This window comes from Pelagimonas sp., from assembly GCF_058892305.1.
Window position 1 is genome coordinate 44,563 of sequence record NZ_JBZXVN010000052.1, and the last position, 14,968, is coordinate 59,530.

20 protein-coding genes are annotated in these 14,968 nt (G+C 57.4%); 4 read left to right on the forward strand and 16 right to left on the reverse strand.

All coding sequences use genetic code 11. The features are described 5' to 3' along the window. Positions 1-64: 64 nt before the first annotated feature. Positions 65-1,099 carry a helix-turn-helix domain-containing protein gene (locus tag AC5EFR_RS20095; protein WP_493577518.1) on the reverse strand — a complete coding sequence of 345 codons (1,035 nt, stop codon included), beginning with the start codon at positions 1,097-1,099 and terminating at the stop codon, positions 65-67. Positions 1,100-1,246: 147 nt separating this feature from the next. Here AC5EFR_RS20095 and AC5EFR_RS20100 point away from each other — a divergent pair, with 147 nt between their 5' ends. The 3 genes from AC5EFR_RS20100 (at position 1,247) to AC5EFR_RS20110 (ending at position 4,494) form a co-directional block, all read left to right on the forward strand. Beyond that, positions 1,247-2,317, forward strand: coding sequence for an alpha/beta hydrolase family protein (locus AC5EFR_RS20100; protein ID WP_493577519.1), 1,071 nt, complete (start codon positions 1,247-1,249; stop codon positions 2,315-2,317). Between the two features lie 219 nt (positions 2,318-2,536). Further along, positions 2,537-4,105, forward strand: coding sequence for a sensor histidine kinase (locus AC5EFR_RS20105; RefSeq protein ID WP_493577520.1), 1,569 nt, complete (start codon positions 2,537-2,539; stop codon positions 4,103-4,105). Then, positions 4,102-4,494, forward strand: a complete 393-nt coding sequence (locus AC5EFR_RS20110; RefSeq protein WP_493577521.1) for a response regulator — start codon at positions 4,102-4,104, stop codon at positions 4,492-4,494. The genes AC5EFR_RS20105 and AC5EFR_RS20110 overlap by 4 nt, the downstream gene beginning before the upstream one ends. 249 nt (positions 4,495-4,743) lie before the next feature. Here AC5EFR_RS20110 and AC5EFR_RS20115 read toward each other — a convergent pair whose 3' ends face one another. The 15 genes from AC5EFR_RS20115 to ffh all read right to left on the reverse strand — a co-directional run bounded on the left by AC5EFR_RS20115 (position 4,744) and on the right by ffh (position 14,265). Then, positions 4,744-5,202: a GNAT family N-acetyltransferase gene (locus AC5EFR_RS20115; RefSeq protein ID WP_493577522.1), complete on the reverse strand. Its 459-nt coding sequence runs from the start codon at positions 5,200-5,202 to the stop codon at positions 4,744-4,746. Positions 5,203-5,208: 6 nt separating this feature from the next. Then, entirely contained in the window at positions 5,209-5,547 is a 339-nt protein-coding gene (locus AC5EFR_RS20120) for a hypothetical protein (protein ID WP_493577523.1), read from the reverse strand. 73 nt (positions 5,548-5,620) lie between these two features. Beyond that, positions 5,621-6,439, reverse strand: a complete 819-nt coding sequence (gene trmD, locus AC5EFR_RS20125) for a tRNA (guanosine(37)-N1)-methyltransferase TrmD (protein ID WP_493577524.1) — start codon at positions 6,437-6,439, stop codon at positions 5,621-5,623. A 59-nt stretch (positions 6,440-6,498) separates the two neighbouring features. After that, positions 6,499-7,605, reverse strand: coding sequence for a hypothetical protein (locus tag AC5EFR_RS20130; protein WP_493577525.1), 1,107 nt, complete (start codon positions 7,603-7,605; stop codon positions 6,499-6,501). A gap of 240 nt (positions 7,606-7,845) precedes the next feature. After that, positions 7,846-8,355 (reverse strand): ribosome maturation factor RimM, encoded by a 510-nt coding sequence (gene rimM, locus AC5EFR_RS20135; protein ID WP_493577526.1) that lies wholly within the window; start codon positions 8,353-8,355, stop codon positions 7,846-7,848. 28 nt (positions 8,356-8,383) lie between these two features. Then, positions 8,384-8,524 (reverse strand): hypothetical protein, encoded by a 141-nt coding sequence (locus AC5EFR_RS20140; RefSeq protein WP_493577527.1) that lies wholly within the window; start codon positions 8,522-8,524, stop codon positions 8,384-8,386. Between the two features lie 84 nt (positions 8,525-8,608). Then, positions 8,609-8,983: a 30S ribosomal protein S16 gene (gene rpsP / locus AC5EFR_RS20145; RefSeq protein WP_299926524.1), complete on the reverse strand. Its 375-nt coding sequence runs from the start codon at positions 8,981-8,983 to the stop codon at positions 8,609-8,611. A 48-nt stretch (positions 8,984-9,031) separates the two neighbouring features. Next, positions 9,032-9,337, reverse strand: coding sequence for a chorismate mutase (locus AC5EFR_RS20150; protein WP_299926738.1), 306 nt, complete (start codon positions 9,335-9,337; stop codon positions 9,032-9,034). 1 nt (position 9,338) lies between these two features. Then, positions 9,339-9,941, reverse strand: coding sequence for a GNAT family N-acetyltransferase (locus tag AC5EFR_RS20155; protein WP_493577528.1), 603 nt, complete (start codon positions 9,939-9,941; stop codon positions 9,339-9,341). Further along, a complete protein-coding gene (locus tag AC5EFR_RS20160; RefSeq protein ID WP_493577529.1) occupies positions 9,941-10,534 on the reverse strand; it encodes a GNAT family N-acetyltransferase in 594 nt (197 codons plus the stop codon). Before AC5EFR_RS20160 ends, AC5EFR_RS20155 begins: the two co-directional genes overlap by 1 nt. Beyond that, on the reverse strand, positions 10,531-11,040 hold the full coding sequence (locus AC5EFR_RS20165; RefSeq protein WP_493577530.1) for a GNAT family N-acetyltransferase: 510 nt from the start codon (positions 11,038-11,040) through the stop codon (positions 10,531-10,533). Before AC5EFR_RS20165 ends, AC5EFR_RS20160 begins: the two co-directional genes overlap by 4 nt. Then, entirely contained in the window at positions 11,037-11,567 is a 531-nt protein-coding gene (locus AC5EFR_RS20170; protein ID WP_493577531.1) for a GNAT family N-acetyltransferase, read from the reverse strand. The genes AC5EFR_RS20165 and AC5EFR_RS20170 overlap by 4 nt, the downstream gene beginning before the upstream one ends. A gap of 88 nt (positions 11,568-11,655) precedes the next feature. Next, positions 11,656-12,177: a GNAT family N-acetyltransferase gene (locus AC5EFR_RS20175; RefSeq protein WP_493577532.1), complete on the reverse strand. Its 522-nt coding sequence runs from the start codon at positions 12,175-12,177 to the stop codon at positions 11,656-11,658. Next, complete coding sequence (locus AC5EFR_RS20180; protein ID WP_493577533.1) at positions 12,177-12,683, reverse strand: GNAT family N-acetyltransferase; 507 nt, start codon at positions 12,681-12,683, stop codon at positions 12,177-12,179. Before AC5EFR_RS20180 ends, AC5EFR_RS20175 begins: the two co-directional genes overlap by 1 nt. Positions 12,684-12,753: 70 nt before the next feature. Further along, positions 12,754-14,265 (reverse strand): signal recognition particle protein, encoded by a 1,512-nt coding sequence (ffh, locus tag AC5EFR_RS20185; protein WP_493577534.1) that lies wholly within the window; start codon positions 14,263-14,265, stop codon positions 12,754-12,756. A gap of 402 nt (positions 14,266-14,667) precedes the next feature. On the opposite strand from ffh, the gene AC5EFR_RS20190 reads away from it, so the two are divergent. After that, positions 14,668-14,889, forward strand: a complete 222-nt coding sequence (locus AC5EFR_RS20190) for a hypothetical protein (protein WP_493577535.1) — start codon at positions 14,668-14,670, stop codon at positions 14,887-14,889. Positions 14,890-14,968 lie beyond the last annotated feature (79 nt).

The following is a 14,968-nucleotide window of genomic DNA, read 5'->3' on the forward strand; positions in this document are numbered from 1 at the left end:
TTTGCCCCAAAGGCGGGAACGCACCGCGCGCGCCCCGGCAAATCCGGATCACAAAACCGTGAGGTCAGACCCCAGCCGACGGCGGGGTGGCGGCGCGCCACTGCGATGGGGTTTGCCCGGTCACGCGCGAGAACTCTCGGTTGAAATTGGATTTGGTCGCAAAGCCAGAGGCAAGCGACACATGCAAAATGGTGTCGTCCGTTTCGCGGAGCAAACGGCAGGCTTCCTTGACGCGATGCTCGTTTACAAATTGCGATACGCTTATGCCTTTGATGCGGTTCACCGCCTGTGACACCTGCCGGTCCGAAACGCGCAAGCGCCGCGACAACCGCCGCACGCTTAGATTATCGGTCAGGTGCAGCCTGTCGCGGTCAAACAGCAATGCGAGACGGTTTAGGATGTCTTCGTCGGCGCCGGTGGCATTTGGGAGCGATTGATCCTCCGGAACAGGCGCGCGTTCGGCGGCTGGTTTGTCGGCATCGGCGGCTTGGCCAAACACAGCCGAAACACCAATGACCAAAACCAAAGCCGTTTGCGCAAAGGTCAAAACCAAAGCCGCATTGCGCCCGTCGTTGGAGACGAAATCATAGACGACATAAAGGTCCGTCAACCCAGATGCGACCAAAGCCGCCCCGGTCAGACCCATCGCGGCGAGGATGTCGCGCCCACCGCCAATGGGGGACAAGGTGAGCTGATCCTCTCCGTGCCAAAACAGCCACAAGAGGATGCCACCAAACCCAAGATAGGTCACAAGGATCACGACATCGGCCAAATCCGGCACAGCGGCAAAAACGATCCAATTGAGCGCTATGATGGCCAAAGGCCAGAGCCGCCGTGCGCCGTTTTGGCCGAAGAGTGTTTTGTAAGCGATATAGGCCATCGCAGGCAGGATCGGGGCAAGGATCGCCATGAGACCCGCCGCCGGTTCAACCCCATAGCCCCAGCGCAGCGAGACCAGCAAAGATTGCACCGCATATAGGGCCATGAGTCCGGCGAAAAGCTGATGCGGGCGAGCCGACATATCGCGGTTCATCACAAAATGCGCGCAGACAAATGCCAAAACCAAAGTGGCAAACAAAGGAAGGGGAACAAATACCATATAGCCGTGACCAATGCCGTTTTTCGTGTCGGATCAATATCCTGAAACGCGTCTAAGGACGACCTTTATCGCGTTTTAGGACGCCAGTTTTAGAGGAGTGGGCCACATCAAGGGCAGAACTTGCGCATCCGAAAAAGGAGAGCTGTTATGCCGAGTGTCAGAACATTTGCAAAAGGGATCGCCTTGTTGGCCATGGTCGGGGTGGCCGGTTGGGGCGGGTACGAAATTCTGCGCCCCGCCTATGGTGGAAGCGCGGGTTTTACGCAGGGGTCTGCCTATGCTCCGATCCGTGACGACAACCTTGGGTTTCACATCTGGTACCCCGCCATGCCGGGCGGAAAGGCGATTACCGTTGGGGGCAACGGTGTGTTTTATGGACGTGAAGCCGGACGACGTGCCCCGCCGCAAAAGGGCCGGTTCCCGCTTGTGCTTGTGTCCCATGGGGCCGGGGGCAATGCGGGTCAGTTTGGTTGGATTGCTTCACGGCTTGCTGAGCTTGGTTTTGTGGTTGTGTTGCCCAACCACCCCGGCACCACAACCGGCAATGCCTCGGCCAAGGCAGCGGTGCGTGTTTGGGAAAGACCAGCGGATATTTCGGCCGTGTTGGATGAGATAACCGGCAATCCGGATGCCTATCCCTATATCGACGTGACACGCATCGCGATGCTTGGGTTTTCGGCCGGGGGCTATACGGCCATGGCAATTGCCGGAGCGCGTGTCGATCCCGCGCGGCTAGCACGGTTTTGTGATAGCACCGATCATGGCATGTCTGATTGTGCCTTCCTTGCGCATTTTGGCGTGGATTTACATGAGATGGACCTATCCCCGGCCTCGCAGGATTTGCGAGATCACCGGGTGTCGCGGGCCGTGATTGTAGACCCCGGAATTGTGAGCACGCTAACCCAAGACAGCCTGTCGGCGATTGATATTCCTGTGCATGTGATCAACCTAGGTGACGAAGACAAAGTGCCCGCCGGGGTCTATGCGCGCCCGGCCGCAGAGCGGATTCCACAAGCAACGTATCAGATTGTTCCCGATGCGAGCCATTTCAGTTTCCTTGCAGAGTGCAAGCCAGCGGGGCCCCAGATTCTGGAGCGCGAGGGCGAGCTTGACCCCTTGTGTGAAGATGCAGGGGGGCAATCGCGCAGCGCAATCCACAACAGGCTTGTGACATTGATTGCGGGGCATTTGAGCAGAGAGGGGGAACCAAGGCCCTAACATAGGGCCGGTTGGCTTTGGTTTGGCGTCGGCGCGATGGGGTCGTTCAAATTGGCGGAACTTAAACGGCAAAATTCGCCCGAGATGCGGGGGTACAGTCAAAGCAACTGGTTATTTTAACGACGCTGAAACCTTCTTTGATCAGTTTCAAGCAGGCCGAGCGGGATCTGGGCGGGATCTGGGCGGAGCAAACCCGTGCGAAAACCTGTCGGAGGCACTATGAAACAAGACCTTTCTGCCGCTCAGCCGGTTGAACGCGCAAGCAGCGTCTTGCATGTGCGACGACGTGTGTTTCTGGCCTTGGCGGTCTTGTTGCTTCCCTTGTTTGCGGCAAGCGGGGCTTCGGTTTACTTGCACCATGAGGCGGCGGATAGCGCGCGCTATACGATGGTCCTTGGCAATCTCATCGAGCACGTCACACAAATGGAAGGTGATGTCGCTAGGATCGAGGCCGGGCGGAGTGGCGTTACCGAGCATCTTAAAGAGACCTTCGTTGATGGTGTCGGGCTTTTTAGTGCGTTGCGTGCCGCCGACCCCGATGGGGCGGAAATCTTCGGAGACAATGACACGCCTGAACGCGAGGCTCTGTCGACGTTGACAGAAAGATTGGGTGTGCAGCCCGCTGAGTTGAGCACCAGCATGGGGTTGTACGGGCATGAGATGCCCGATGAATTGGTTCAGCTTTGGGAAGAAGATAAGTGGTCTTTCATAAATGGTGAGGCCCTATCTCTCGAAGCGTCAATTGGAGCGGTTTTGATCGCAGGGGCTCCGATTTTTGTGGATGGCTCGCGTGATCCAGCAAGCATTGAGCGGTTTTGGGCCGCTGCAGATGCTTTGCCAGATGCACACTTGTCCAGCGTGCGCCAAGTTTTACAAGAAACGGTTTTCCGCACCGGTAAAGTGCCGGAATTGCTAACCTTTGCGGTCTTGGGGATCGTTCTATTTGCGGCGCTTCTTGCATGGTTTGGCGTGGTCAAACCCCTCGTCCGTCAAATCATCCAAACCAAAAGAAACCTTGAAAAAGAAGCAGCCGCGGCACGGGCCGCCGATATGGCCAAAACACAGTTTTTAGCGACCATCAGCCATGAGTTGCGCACCCCAATGAATGGGATCATCGGCGCAGCGCAGCTGTTGGCTCATAGTGATTTGGAAGACGACGATCAGGAAATGGTCGACATTTTGGTGTCCTGCGCTGACGGGCAGATGGCCTTGATCGACGAGATTTTGACATTTGGCGAAGTTGAGGCCGGGGCCCTTCGTATGATCCAAGAGCCTGTGAACGTTGCACAACTTGTGAAGGACGCAACAAGCTTTGCAACAGTCATGGCCAAGAACAAAGGGCTAGATCTTGACGTTTCCGTACCGCGGGACCTGCCCGACATTCTTGGCGACCACAAAAGACTACGCCAGGTGTTGGTGAACCTCGTTGGAAACGCGGTGAAATTCACCCAAACCGGCGGCGTGAGCGTGCAAGCGGTTCTTGAACGGCCCGACGATAGGCAAGACGTCACGTTGCGGGTCTTTGTCTCTGACACCGGTCCCGGCATCGCCGAAGAGCACCGCGGTCGAATTTTTGAGCGATTTACCCAAGGCGACAGTTCGTCCAGCCGCAAAGCTGGAGGCACCGGTCTTGGCCTTGCCATTGCGATGGGGATCGTGCGCGAAGCGAAAGGCGAGATCACGCTGGATAGCGAACTTGGCACTGGCTCAACCTTTGCGTTGATCCTGCCCACACAGATCGCCGCGAGCGATCACGAAAACACTCAAAACGAAAAGGATGCGGCATGACCAACTCACAAGATGGCGAAGGACAACCACGCATCCTTGTTGCGGATGATGAGCCGATCAACATCAAGGTTCTGCAAAAGCTTTTGAAGCATTGCGGGCTAAGCTGTGAAGTTGCCCATGATGGGTTTGAGTGTATCGAAAAGGCGGAAACCGGCCACTATGACGTCATCCTGATGGACATTAACATGCCGAAAATGGACGGTGTTACGGCAACCAAAGAGATATCTCGGATGCTGGCCCCGGATGGCCCAAAAGTCATCGCGGTCACGGCAAATGTCTCTAACGCCCAGCGAGAAGAATGTGATGTGGCGGGCTTTTCCGGCTTTATAGGCAAGCCGGTGCGGCTAGATACCTTGAAAGAAGTGCTGGCGGACAGCCTCCAGTCTTAGAATCTGGACCTATTAAATTGTGACGCGCAGTACGGACAAGAGAGAGCTATCAGGGGAGCGTGCTTTCGCAGGGAGGGTTGGTTTCCTTGCAAAGGCAGCCGAGTGATCGAGATTGGGCATGTCTCTCTGTGTGAAAGGGGTGACGCACTTCGCTCCAACTTGCGTTAAATGCCTTTGCAATATGAGATTTTTTGCCGAAGGCAAACGTCGTGACATGATCGTCTCTGGACACCGCCTGCCAGAGAAAATTTACACGTCTCGTTTGTAGCCCAAATGGGATGCGGTGAACCCCAGACGTTCATAGAAACGCTGGGCGTCTTGGCGGGATTTGTCGGTCGTCAGTTGCACCAGTGAGCAGCCCCGGCTTTTGCAGGTGTGAATGGCCCAGTCAAATAACCGTTGGCCAAGTCCCAAACCTCGGGCTTTTGAGTGAATGCGAACGCTTTCTATTTGACCACGCCATGCCCCGCGACGCGACAATCCGGGAATGAAGCTGAGTTGCAAAACACCCACCACATCATCGTTGAGTTCGGCCACCGCCAGAAATTGATTTGGGTCTCTGTCGATGGCATCAAAAGCGGCGTCATAGACGGGATCGGCCGGAGGGCCTGCCGCTTCTCGCGCGGCACCAAGCGGATCGTCCGCTAGCATGTCAACGATGGCCTGAAGATCGCCGCGTCGGGCACGCCGGATAATCGGATCGGACATGTCGGATTACGGACGATGCCGGGTTGAACATTCCACCATCAAAACACCGTTCATCGTGAAGGCATTCATATGCATCCGGATGACAAAATCCGTTGTCGCATCGCCCTTGTGGATATTCAAAAGCGAAACGCAATCGTCATAGTCACCATCCGTTTCAATCACCAACTGACTGGGCCCAAAGGCCTCGCTTTCGAGAGAAAGGTCTATCGTCCAGGGGTCCTCGGGCTCGGGCACATGGGCGGTGAAGGACTGGATTTCCGCCCCATTGAACCGATATTCGACCATGTGTTCAAAGGCCAAAGTGGCGGAGGGCATCATAACGGCCAGAGCAAGCAGGCGGAACATGGCTAATCCTTTTCAAAGTCGCGCAGTAATCACATTTCAATGAAACGACTTTGGCACGATTTCCGCAAACCGCCTAGTCCGTGGTTTTTCCGAGATGTTTGGCCCAAAGGTCGGGGCGTCGTTGGCGGGTGATGTCTTCGCTCATGGCGCGTCGCCATTCAGCCACCTTGCCATGATGCCCGGACATCAAAACATCTGGAATGGCGCGGTCATTCCAGGTCGCGGGGCGGGTGTATTGCGGATGTTCAAGAAGCCCATCCGAATGGCTTTCATCCACCGTGCTATCTGCATTGCCCAAGACGCCGGGCAATAGGCGAACGGTGGCATCAAGCATGGCTTGCGCGGCAATTTCGCCACCGGTGAGCACAAAATCCCCGAGCGAGACTTCGGCAATATTGTAATGGTCAATCACCCGTTGGTCGATCCCTTCGAACCGACCGCAAATCATGGTGATACCGGGCAAGGTTGCCCAATCCCGCGCCATTTGTTGATCAAAGCGTTTGCCCCGTGGAGACAGATAAACCAGCGGACCGGGTGCGCGTTTCAAGGCGTGATCAATGGCGCGCCCCATAACATCGGGGCGCAAAACCATGCCCGCGCCGCCACCGGCGGGCGTGTCATCAACGTTGCGGTGCTTGCCCTCGCCAAAGAGGCGTAGATCTGTGGTTGTGAGCTGCCACTTGCCGTCTTTGATCGCCTTACCAGTTAGGCTTTCGCCCAACACACCGGGAAAGGCCTCGGGAAACAGGGTGATGATATGGGCCTGCCACGCCCGCGCCAAATCGGGCGCGTGGCTCATCAATTCGCGCGGTTGCAACGTCGGGCGAATGGTCTTGCGGCCATAGGATTTGTTCGGTTGTTGCGCGGTGGTCTTGGGCGTTTCGTCTGACATATCGGATCCTGCTTTGCGCCCGTCCTATCCGTTGGGGCAATGCGGGGCAAGCAATGCGATCAGATCGCCTCAAAGGCGCTTTCGAAATAGTCTTGTTGACGTGGCGGCTCGGAGAGTTGACCAGTGCGCAAATCCCAATGGTCGCGGGGGCGTGGCGGGCGGCCATCAAATTCGATAAAGATACAATGCGGGCTAGGCCAAATTGCTCCGGTTTGCTCAAGCAGAAGGTTCAACTCGATGTCGAAAAACGGTTGAAGCGTTGCAACCGTATCGGGTGCTATAAGCGCAAGTTCGTGTGATTTGTAAAAGCCGTTGTTCCAGCCCTGAATCAACCCTTGAACGGCGGAGAGATAGGCGGGATCGGCTTGGGCTTCGGGGCTGCGTAGGAAGTGATCTTTGGTCAACCGGCCAAAATAGGCCGCCAAAGTTGCGCGGTCACAGGTCGGTTTTTGCAAACACCACAAGGCGGCCGCACGTTGGGCCGGGTCCCGCAGATCGTGATGGACAACCACATGATGCCAGAGGTCGATATCCTCGGCGGGCATGGAGGTGAGCGCGTTGAGCAACGGGCGAGGGCCGGTGTTTGTATCCCAGATGTTTTGGGTTGCCAGAAAGGCGTTGTAATCACGGTCAAAGGCCGCGCGGCGCAGGGCAATCATGTCAATTTCGTCGCGCAGGTCCAGCATGGTATCAGGGCGGGCAAAAAGTTGTGCAAGGCGGCCAGCGTCACCCGGAGTGGTGCGCAGCAAGGTGTTGATAAGATGTAGTTCCGCGCGCTGAAGCTCGGTCAGTTTGGCAATGTCTTGGGTTTTCCAACCCTGCATGAACCCCATAAGGGTGCGGGCGATGGCGGTGTCGCGGTCGAGGGGAAAGCCGGGGGGCTGATAGTCATTGGCAGAGGTGAGGATGCGCATCAGGCGACGTGAGAGTTCGGTCTGACCGGGTAGTTTGGCGCGTTCGGATTTGGACAACGGGGCGCGCAAAAGCGTGGTGGCGCGGCTCCCCCCCGTTGAAATGCGCGAGACGCGGATCGGTTGGGGGCGCAACGAGGCAACAAGCGCATAGGCGCTCCCCAAACCGCCGACCGCAATCGCGATGCCGGACACAGGAAACGCCGCAAACAGCGCAGGGCCAAGGGCCAAAAAGGTCAAAATTATGCGATGCACTTGGTCTCGTCCATTTTCTAACGTCAATCTTTCGATTAAGGCTAAAATTAGACTGACATTGTGGCGCTATGTTGGTCGAAATCGCCAAACCTGAACGCGTTTGTTGCGGAACTGTGCAAGGTCGTCGCGCTGGTGAGGGATTGTGCAGGTTTCATCGGGAATGTGTCGAAGAAATACAAAATTGAGAGAATCTATCGCCAGCAAGCTGGGCAACAGAGTCCCCCTCCGTCGCCGGGTTGATTAGTCAAACAAACCCTCGGGCGGGTCGGCAACGATGCGACCGGATGCAAGATCAACGGTCGGCACAGCGGCAAGGGTAAAGGGGAGCAAAACGGTTTTGCTTTGCCCCGGCACCTTGAGTTCGAGCAGGTCAGCGGCACCGTGGTTGAGTACAGAGTGAACGATGCCAAGCGGGTTGCCGCCGGTATCAACCACCTCAAGCCCCATCAGATCGGTATGGTAATACTCGTCGTCCGGGAGATTGGGGAGCGTGTCGCGCGGCACGAAAAGCTTCGTGCCTTTGAGCGCGTCGGCCTCTTCCTTGGTGGCTACACCAGATATGCGCGCGGCAAAACCATTCTTAAGCGACCGGGTGATTTGCAGGGCATCAAAGGCCCGACTGCCGTCTTCGGTCGTCAGAGGCGCATAATCGGCGATGGCCTGTGGATCGGCGGTAAAACTCTTGATCCGCACCTCGCCATGAACGCCAAAGGCGCCGGAAATTGTGCCAACACAGATCAGATCATCCATGTGCGTGCCCCCAAATCTATTGGTTGTGTCATTGCGCAATCGTGCACAGGCCATCGGCCCAAATGCCCCCTGATTGATCGCAAAGGTTTTTCTGATTGTCACGCTCAAACAGGATGCCAGCCAAAAATGCAAACATCACAAAGATAACAAGCCGGATCAGGCGGAACATGACACACCCCTTTCAGGCCAAGTGGTCAGACACAAAAAGGGCCCGGCAGTGTGACCGCCGGACCCAAATCGACAACCGCGAAGATTACTCTTCGGATGCGGCTGCTGCTGCTTCGGCGGCGTCTGCCGCTTTGGCGGCTTTTTCTTCGGCGCGCTCAACGGCTTTTTTGCCTGGAGCACCTTTTTTGGCGTTGTTACGCTCTTTTTTGTCAACGACGCCAGCGGCTTCGAGGAAACGCGATACGCGGTCGGTGACCTGTGCGCCTTCGCCAAGCCAGTACTGAACACGCTCCATGTCCATTTTCACGCGCTCTTCGCTGTCTTTAGGCAGCAGTGGGTTGTATGTGCCGAGCTTTTCGATGAAGCGGCCGTCACGTGGCATACGGCTGTCTGCCGCTACGATGCGGTAGAAGGGGCGCTTTTTGGAACCGCCGCGGGCGAGACGAATTTTGATAGCCATGGTTATTCTCCTTAGATGGCGTTTGGGCTGCTGAGGCGCAGCCCGAATTCACGATTGATGTTGTTTGTGGTGTTGAATGACTTCCTGAATGATGAAGTTCAGGAATTTCTTGGCGAATTCAGGGTCCAGATTGGCCTGATCCGCAAGGGCTTCGAGCCGCGCGATCTGTTTGGCTTCGCGCGCGGGGTCTGAGGGCGGGAGGTCGTGCTGTGCCTTGAGCACCCCAACGGCCTGAGTGTGTTTGAACCGCTCGCCCAATGTATAGACGAGGATGGCATCGAGCCTGTCGATGCTATCGCGGTGCCCCATTAGCACCTTGGCGGCACGGGCAGTGGCGTCGTTTTGATTGGTCACATCAGTCAAGAGCCCAGCCTTTCGGTTTGAAGAGCGGATCGGCGTAATGCGCGATTTCCATGTCGATGCCATGGCCCAGCTGGCTTTGCAGTTGGTCCAGAGTCGGGTGGCGATAGACAGCATCATGGCCATCAACGGTTGGCGCAGCGTGGTCTTTGGTACAGCCCAGACGTTCGGCAAGCCGGATCGCTTCGAGGTTTTTCGGGTCGATATAGGACACGGCGGTGTCCCAGCCGAGGTCGTGGTAGAAATAGCGGCGCACGCGATCAGCGGCCTCAAGCGCATAGCCACGACCCGATTGATTGGGCCAGATGATCCAAGCGATTTCGCGTTCGGGCCATTGCGCCGGGAACCAGCCACCGGCCATGCCAACGGTTTCGTCGGTTTCCTTGAGGTGGATCATCCACATGCCATAACCACGGATTTCCCAATGGCCGATTTCGGCGGCGTAGAGCATCCAGGTTTCATAGGCGTTCAAAGGACCGCCCATAAAACGCGAGCGATAGGAGGCAAAGGTGGCTTTGAAGTCTGGATAATCCTCGGGATCCGGGCCGCGCAGCACAAGGCGGTTGGTTTCGAGGACGGGAATATCGCGGTGTCCCATCAGGCAGCTCCTTTGGCCGAGTGGCGATAAACGAGGGTGTGGCCGTCGTCACTAATGGTGGCTTCGGCCTCGGTGTCGCGCGTGGCGTTGAGACGTTCCATCAGCTTGATACAGCGATCATTGTCTTGATCGACAAAGGACGCGACGCTGTCCCATTTCAGCGCCTCAAAGGCATAGTCGCGCACGGCAATCATCGCCTCTTCGGCTATGCCCTGACCTTCGGCATCGTCGGTAAGGAAAATGCCGAGTTCCGGTTCGGGATCGTCGTATTCATAGCCCAAGAGGATGAACCCAGCCGACGGCGTGGTTTGTGCGTCGATGGTCCAAAGGCCGTGGCCATGCAGCATCCAGAGCGCCGAATAGCTGGTGAATTCAGCCCAGGCTTCTTTGCGTGAAAACGGGCCACCCATCAGGATGGAGCGATCACTTTCCATGATCTTGGCATAGGCTTTGAAGTCGTAGATGCGCGGGGCGCGAATTTGCAGCCGCCGGGTGTCGAGCGATGGGATTTTGCCGCCAAGACGCGCCGCCTGCCGTGCCGCTGGGCCGGGGCGGTGCTTTTCGCAGGGGGCAAGGATGGGCTTGTCGCTCATGACGCCTCCACCGGTTGGCGATACACGAGACAGGGGTCTTCGGGCTTTGGGACGGTGGCATTTGGGTCTTGGCGCGCACCAAGCCGTTCGGCCAGCGTGATAGAGCGTGCATTTTGCGGCGCGATGTAGTGCACGATGTCGGTCCAGCCAAGCCGGGTTCGCGCGTCGGCGATGGCGGCTTTTGCGGCCTCGGCGGCGTAGCCACGACCTTCGGAGCCGTCAAACATCAGCCAACCGATTTCGGTTTCTGGCCAGCCCTGTGGATAGTAGGGGCCAACAAGGCCGATGATGTCGTCGCTGGTTTTGGTGGTGACCGCCCAGAGGCCAAAGCCGCGGACCTCCCAATGGCCAAGCATGGCGCAGAAGTTGGAAAAGGCGCGGAATTCAGGGACGTTACCGCCGACAAATTGCGACCGTTCGGTTTGGTAAAAGGCCGTTGTTGCCGCCGCGTCTGAGCCATTGGGGCGACGCAGGATCAGACGGTCGGTGTGCAAAGCGCGGGTCATGACAGCACCTCGTCCGGGCTTGGATGGCGCCAGAGTTCATCGACGCCCATATTGACGTTGTCATAGGTGCGTTCGTATTGCGCCCCCAGCCGTTTGGCGAGCGCCTTGGAGCGGGCATTGTCGGGGACAATGTTGGAGGTCAGCGTGGTAAAACGCAGGTCTTCATAGGCGTAACGGCGCACGCGCAGGGCGGCCTCATAGGCGATGCCTTTGCCTTCGAATCCGGCGAAAACAACCCAGCCGATTTCCGGCTCGGGCCAGCCTTCGGGGTTCCAGATACCGCAGATGCCAGCGGGTTTGCCGGTCTCTTTGTCTTCGATGACGAAATAGCCGTAGCCGTGCCAATGCCAATGGCCGACATTGAGGGAAAACCAGCGCCAGGCGTCGCCGCGATTGGGCGAGGCTCCGAAACCTTCGGCGCGCTCTTGGTCGAGCAGGAAGGTGATCACCGCCTCGGCGTCGGATTTCTCGGGACCGCGCAGGATCAGGTTCTCAGTTTCCAGAATGGGGGCTTGGGTCAGGGTCATGCTGTCCCCCGTGAGGCAGGCGAAAATCCATGCATGGATTTTGCAAATTCCGTGCACGGAATTTGGGTGCTTGGGGCGAGGGAGGCGATCATGCGTAGGCCTCCGGATTGCCATCTATGTCGGGGCTATGGCGGTAGACGAGATCATCATCGTCATAGGTCTTGCCGTTTGGATCGAGCGTCGCGCCAAGGCGTTCCGCCAAGGCGATCGAGCGGCCATTGGTTTTTTCGATATAAGACACGAGGGTGTCCATGCCCTGTTCCCATGCCCAATGCAAAGCTGCGGTTGCGGCTTCGAGGGCGTAGCCTTGCCCTTCGTAGCCATCAAACAGAATCCAGCCGATTTCACGTTCAGCGAAATGAGGTGGTTTGGTGATTGCGACTTGGCCAATCAGCTGGCCGTCACGGGTTTCGATGGCCCAACCGCCAAATCCGACAAGGTCCCAGCTTCCGACTTCGGAGCTTAGGCCATACCAAAGATGCGTGGCATTTTGCGGCTTGTCCATATGGGCCGCGCGCGGGCCTTCGAAGAAGGTCGCAAAGGCGTCGAAATCGGACATGACATGTGGGCGCAAACGCAGGCGCGGCGTGTCGAGGATCGGAGCAGGCATCAGGCAGCGTTCCTCGTTAGCGTATAGGTTTTGGCCTCGGGCCAACGGGCGGGCCCGGGCACGTTAACCGCCTGCGCGCCGATCCGTTGCGCCATCCGATGCGAGGCGTCATTGGCTGGATCGATACAGATTTTGACATCGCTCCAACCGCAATCGTCAAACAGGTGGCGAATGACCTCTTGGACCGCTTCGGTGGCGAAGCCTTGCCCCATCGCAGTGGCATCCCAGAGTGTCCATGTCATTTCCGGTGTGCCGCCAAAGGTATCCAGCGGGCCGCAATGGCCGATGGCACGCCCGTCTAGCTCGATGACGTAACGGCCCCAGCCACGCAATTCCCAATGGCCGATCATGGCCGCAAGTTTGTCGAACGCTTGCGCGGTTTCGAACGGGCCGCCGACCGTTTTCGCACGCGCGCTTGTCGCGAAAGCGGTGTAAACCGGCAGATCGCGGGCAACTGGCAGGCGAAGCTGCAAGCGCGGGGTTTGAAGGGTACGAGCGGGGTTCATTTTGGTTTGACCATAGCGAGTTAGGGGATGCCGGAACTTCCGGCAGGAGTTTATTGGACGCGATGAAAGGTTATTTCTTTTTGCCAAAGCCGGAGAGGCCACCGGGGAGGCCCATGCCGGGCATGCCACCCAGACCGCCGGGCATTTTCGCGCCAAGCTGTTTGGCGGCGGCTTCCATGGCGGCCGGGTCCATTTGCGAGGGATCCATGCCACCCGGCAGACCTCCACCGCCTTTGCCCATCATGCCCTTCATGGCTTGTTTGAGCATTCCACCTTTGCCCATTTTACCCATTTTCTTCATCATATCAGACATTTGGCGCTGCATTTTTAGCAATTTATTGAGGTCAGAGACCTCCATGCCGGCGCCTTTGGCGATGCGCTTTTTGCGGCTTGCCTGAAGCAATTGTGGGTTGGCACGTTCGCGTTTGGTCATGGATTGGATCAAGGCAATCTGCTGTTTCAGCACCTTGTCATCCATGCCCGCGTCACCGGCTTGTTTGGCCATTTTGCCCATGCCCGGCATCATTTGCATCATGCCCTCCATGCCGCCCATTTTGATCATCTGTTCAAGCTGCATCTTGAGGTCGTTCATGTTGAACTGACCTTTGGAAAAGCGCTTCATCATGCGCTCGGCTTGCTCGGCCTCAAGGGTGGATTGGGCTTTTTCGACGAGGGCGACGATGTCACCCATGCCAAGGATGCGGCCCGCAACACGGTCCGGCTCGAAGGTTTCGAGCGCGTCCATCTTTTCGCCAAGGCCGACGAATTTGATCGGTTTGCCAGTGACGGCACGCATCGACAGCGCCGCACCACCGCGCCCATCGCCATCCATACGGGTCAAAACAACGCCGGAAATACCGATGCGGTCATCAAAGTTCTCGGCGGTGTGCACGGCGTCCTGACCGGTCAGGCCATCGACCACCAGCAGCGTTTCGCGCGGGTTGGCAACATCGCGGACGGCTTCGATCTGAGCCATCAGCTCTTCGTCGATCGACAAACGACCCGCGGTGTCGAGCATATAGACGTCATAACCGCCCAAGGACGCTTGGGTCTTGGCGCGTTTGGCGATGGCAACCGGGTCTTCGCCTTTGACGATTGGCAATGTTGCCACGCCGATTTGCTTGCCCAAGATTTCGAGCTGTTCCATCGCCGCCGGGCGATTGACGTCGAGCGAGGCCATCAGGACCTTTTTGCCGTCACGTTCGCTTAGGCGTTTGGCCAGTTTCGCGGTGGTGGTGGTTTTACCCGAGCCTTGCAGGCCGACCATTAGGATTGGGGCCGGCGGGCTGTCGATTTTCAACGAACCGGGTTCGCCTTCGCCGGCCAAAACGGCAATCAATTCGTCATGGACGATTTTGACAACCTGTTGGCCCGGCGTCACCGATTTGGTCACTGAGGCCCCGGTGGCTTTCTTCTCGACTGCTTTGATGAATTGACGCGCAACCGGGAGCGAAACGTCCGCCTCAAGCAAGGCAACGCGCACTTCGCGCATGGCGGTTTTGACATCGTCGGCAGACAGCGCACCCTGCTTGGTCAGCCGATCAAAGACGCCGCCTAGGCGCTCGGATAGATTTTCAAACATGTGGCGGCCTCCTTGTGCCGTATATTATAATGACTGTGGATCATGTAAGAACCGCAGCCGCGTCGTGGTACCCCCTTGCTACAGGACTTGAGCCCAAAGCATGATGGCCCCCGTGGGCGCAACGCGCTGACGGAGGGCGATCCCGGGCAAGCCCAAGGGACCGGAAGACACAACTCTCCCGGATAGTGGGTGCGGTGTACGCCGATGAGGGAATAGAGTCAAGTTGAGGGGCTTTTGAGTGGTAAAACGGATACTGACAGTTTTATCTGACCGTTGCAAAACGCGCACGCAATAGGTGGGTTATCGCCAAACAACACATCTGCCACGGAATTTCGCTGGTAGTTTCTAGCCAAATCCGCTACGAATCGCCCTGAAGTCGCTATTCATGATGGAGTATTGAAAATGAAAAAGCTGATCGCTTCTGTGCTGGTTTCGGCCGCCGTTGCAACTGCAGCATCCGCCGGTGGCATGGACGCCCCCGTCGAAGACGTTGTAGATGATGTATATGACGCTGTTCCAGTTGCAGCTTCCTCTTCGGGTCTTGGGGCCACTGGTGCCGTTGCAGCAGCAGCTGGTGTTATCCTCGTTGGTGCCGCTCTGGCAGCTTCTTCGGGTACCGACTAAGCACTGGCAATATGGCTGAGGAATTTACCCGGTCATACGTCAAAGTTTTTGGAGACAGCGGTCTGGTAGCAGGCCGCTG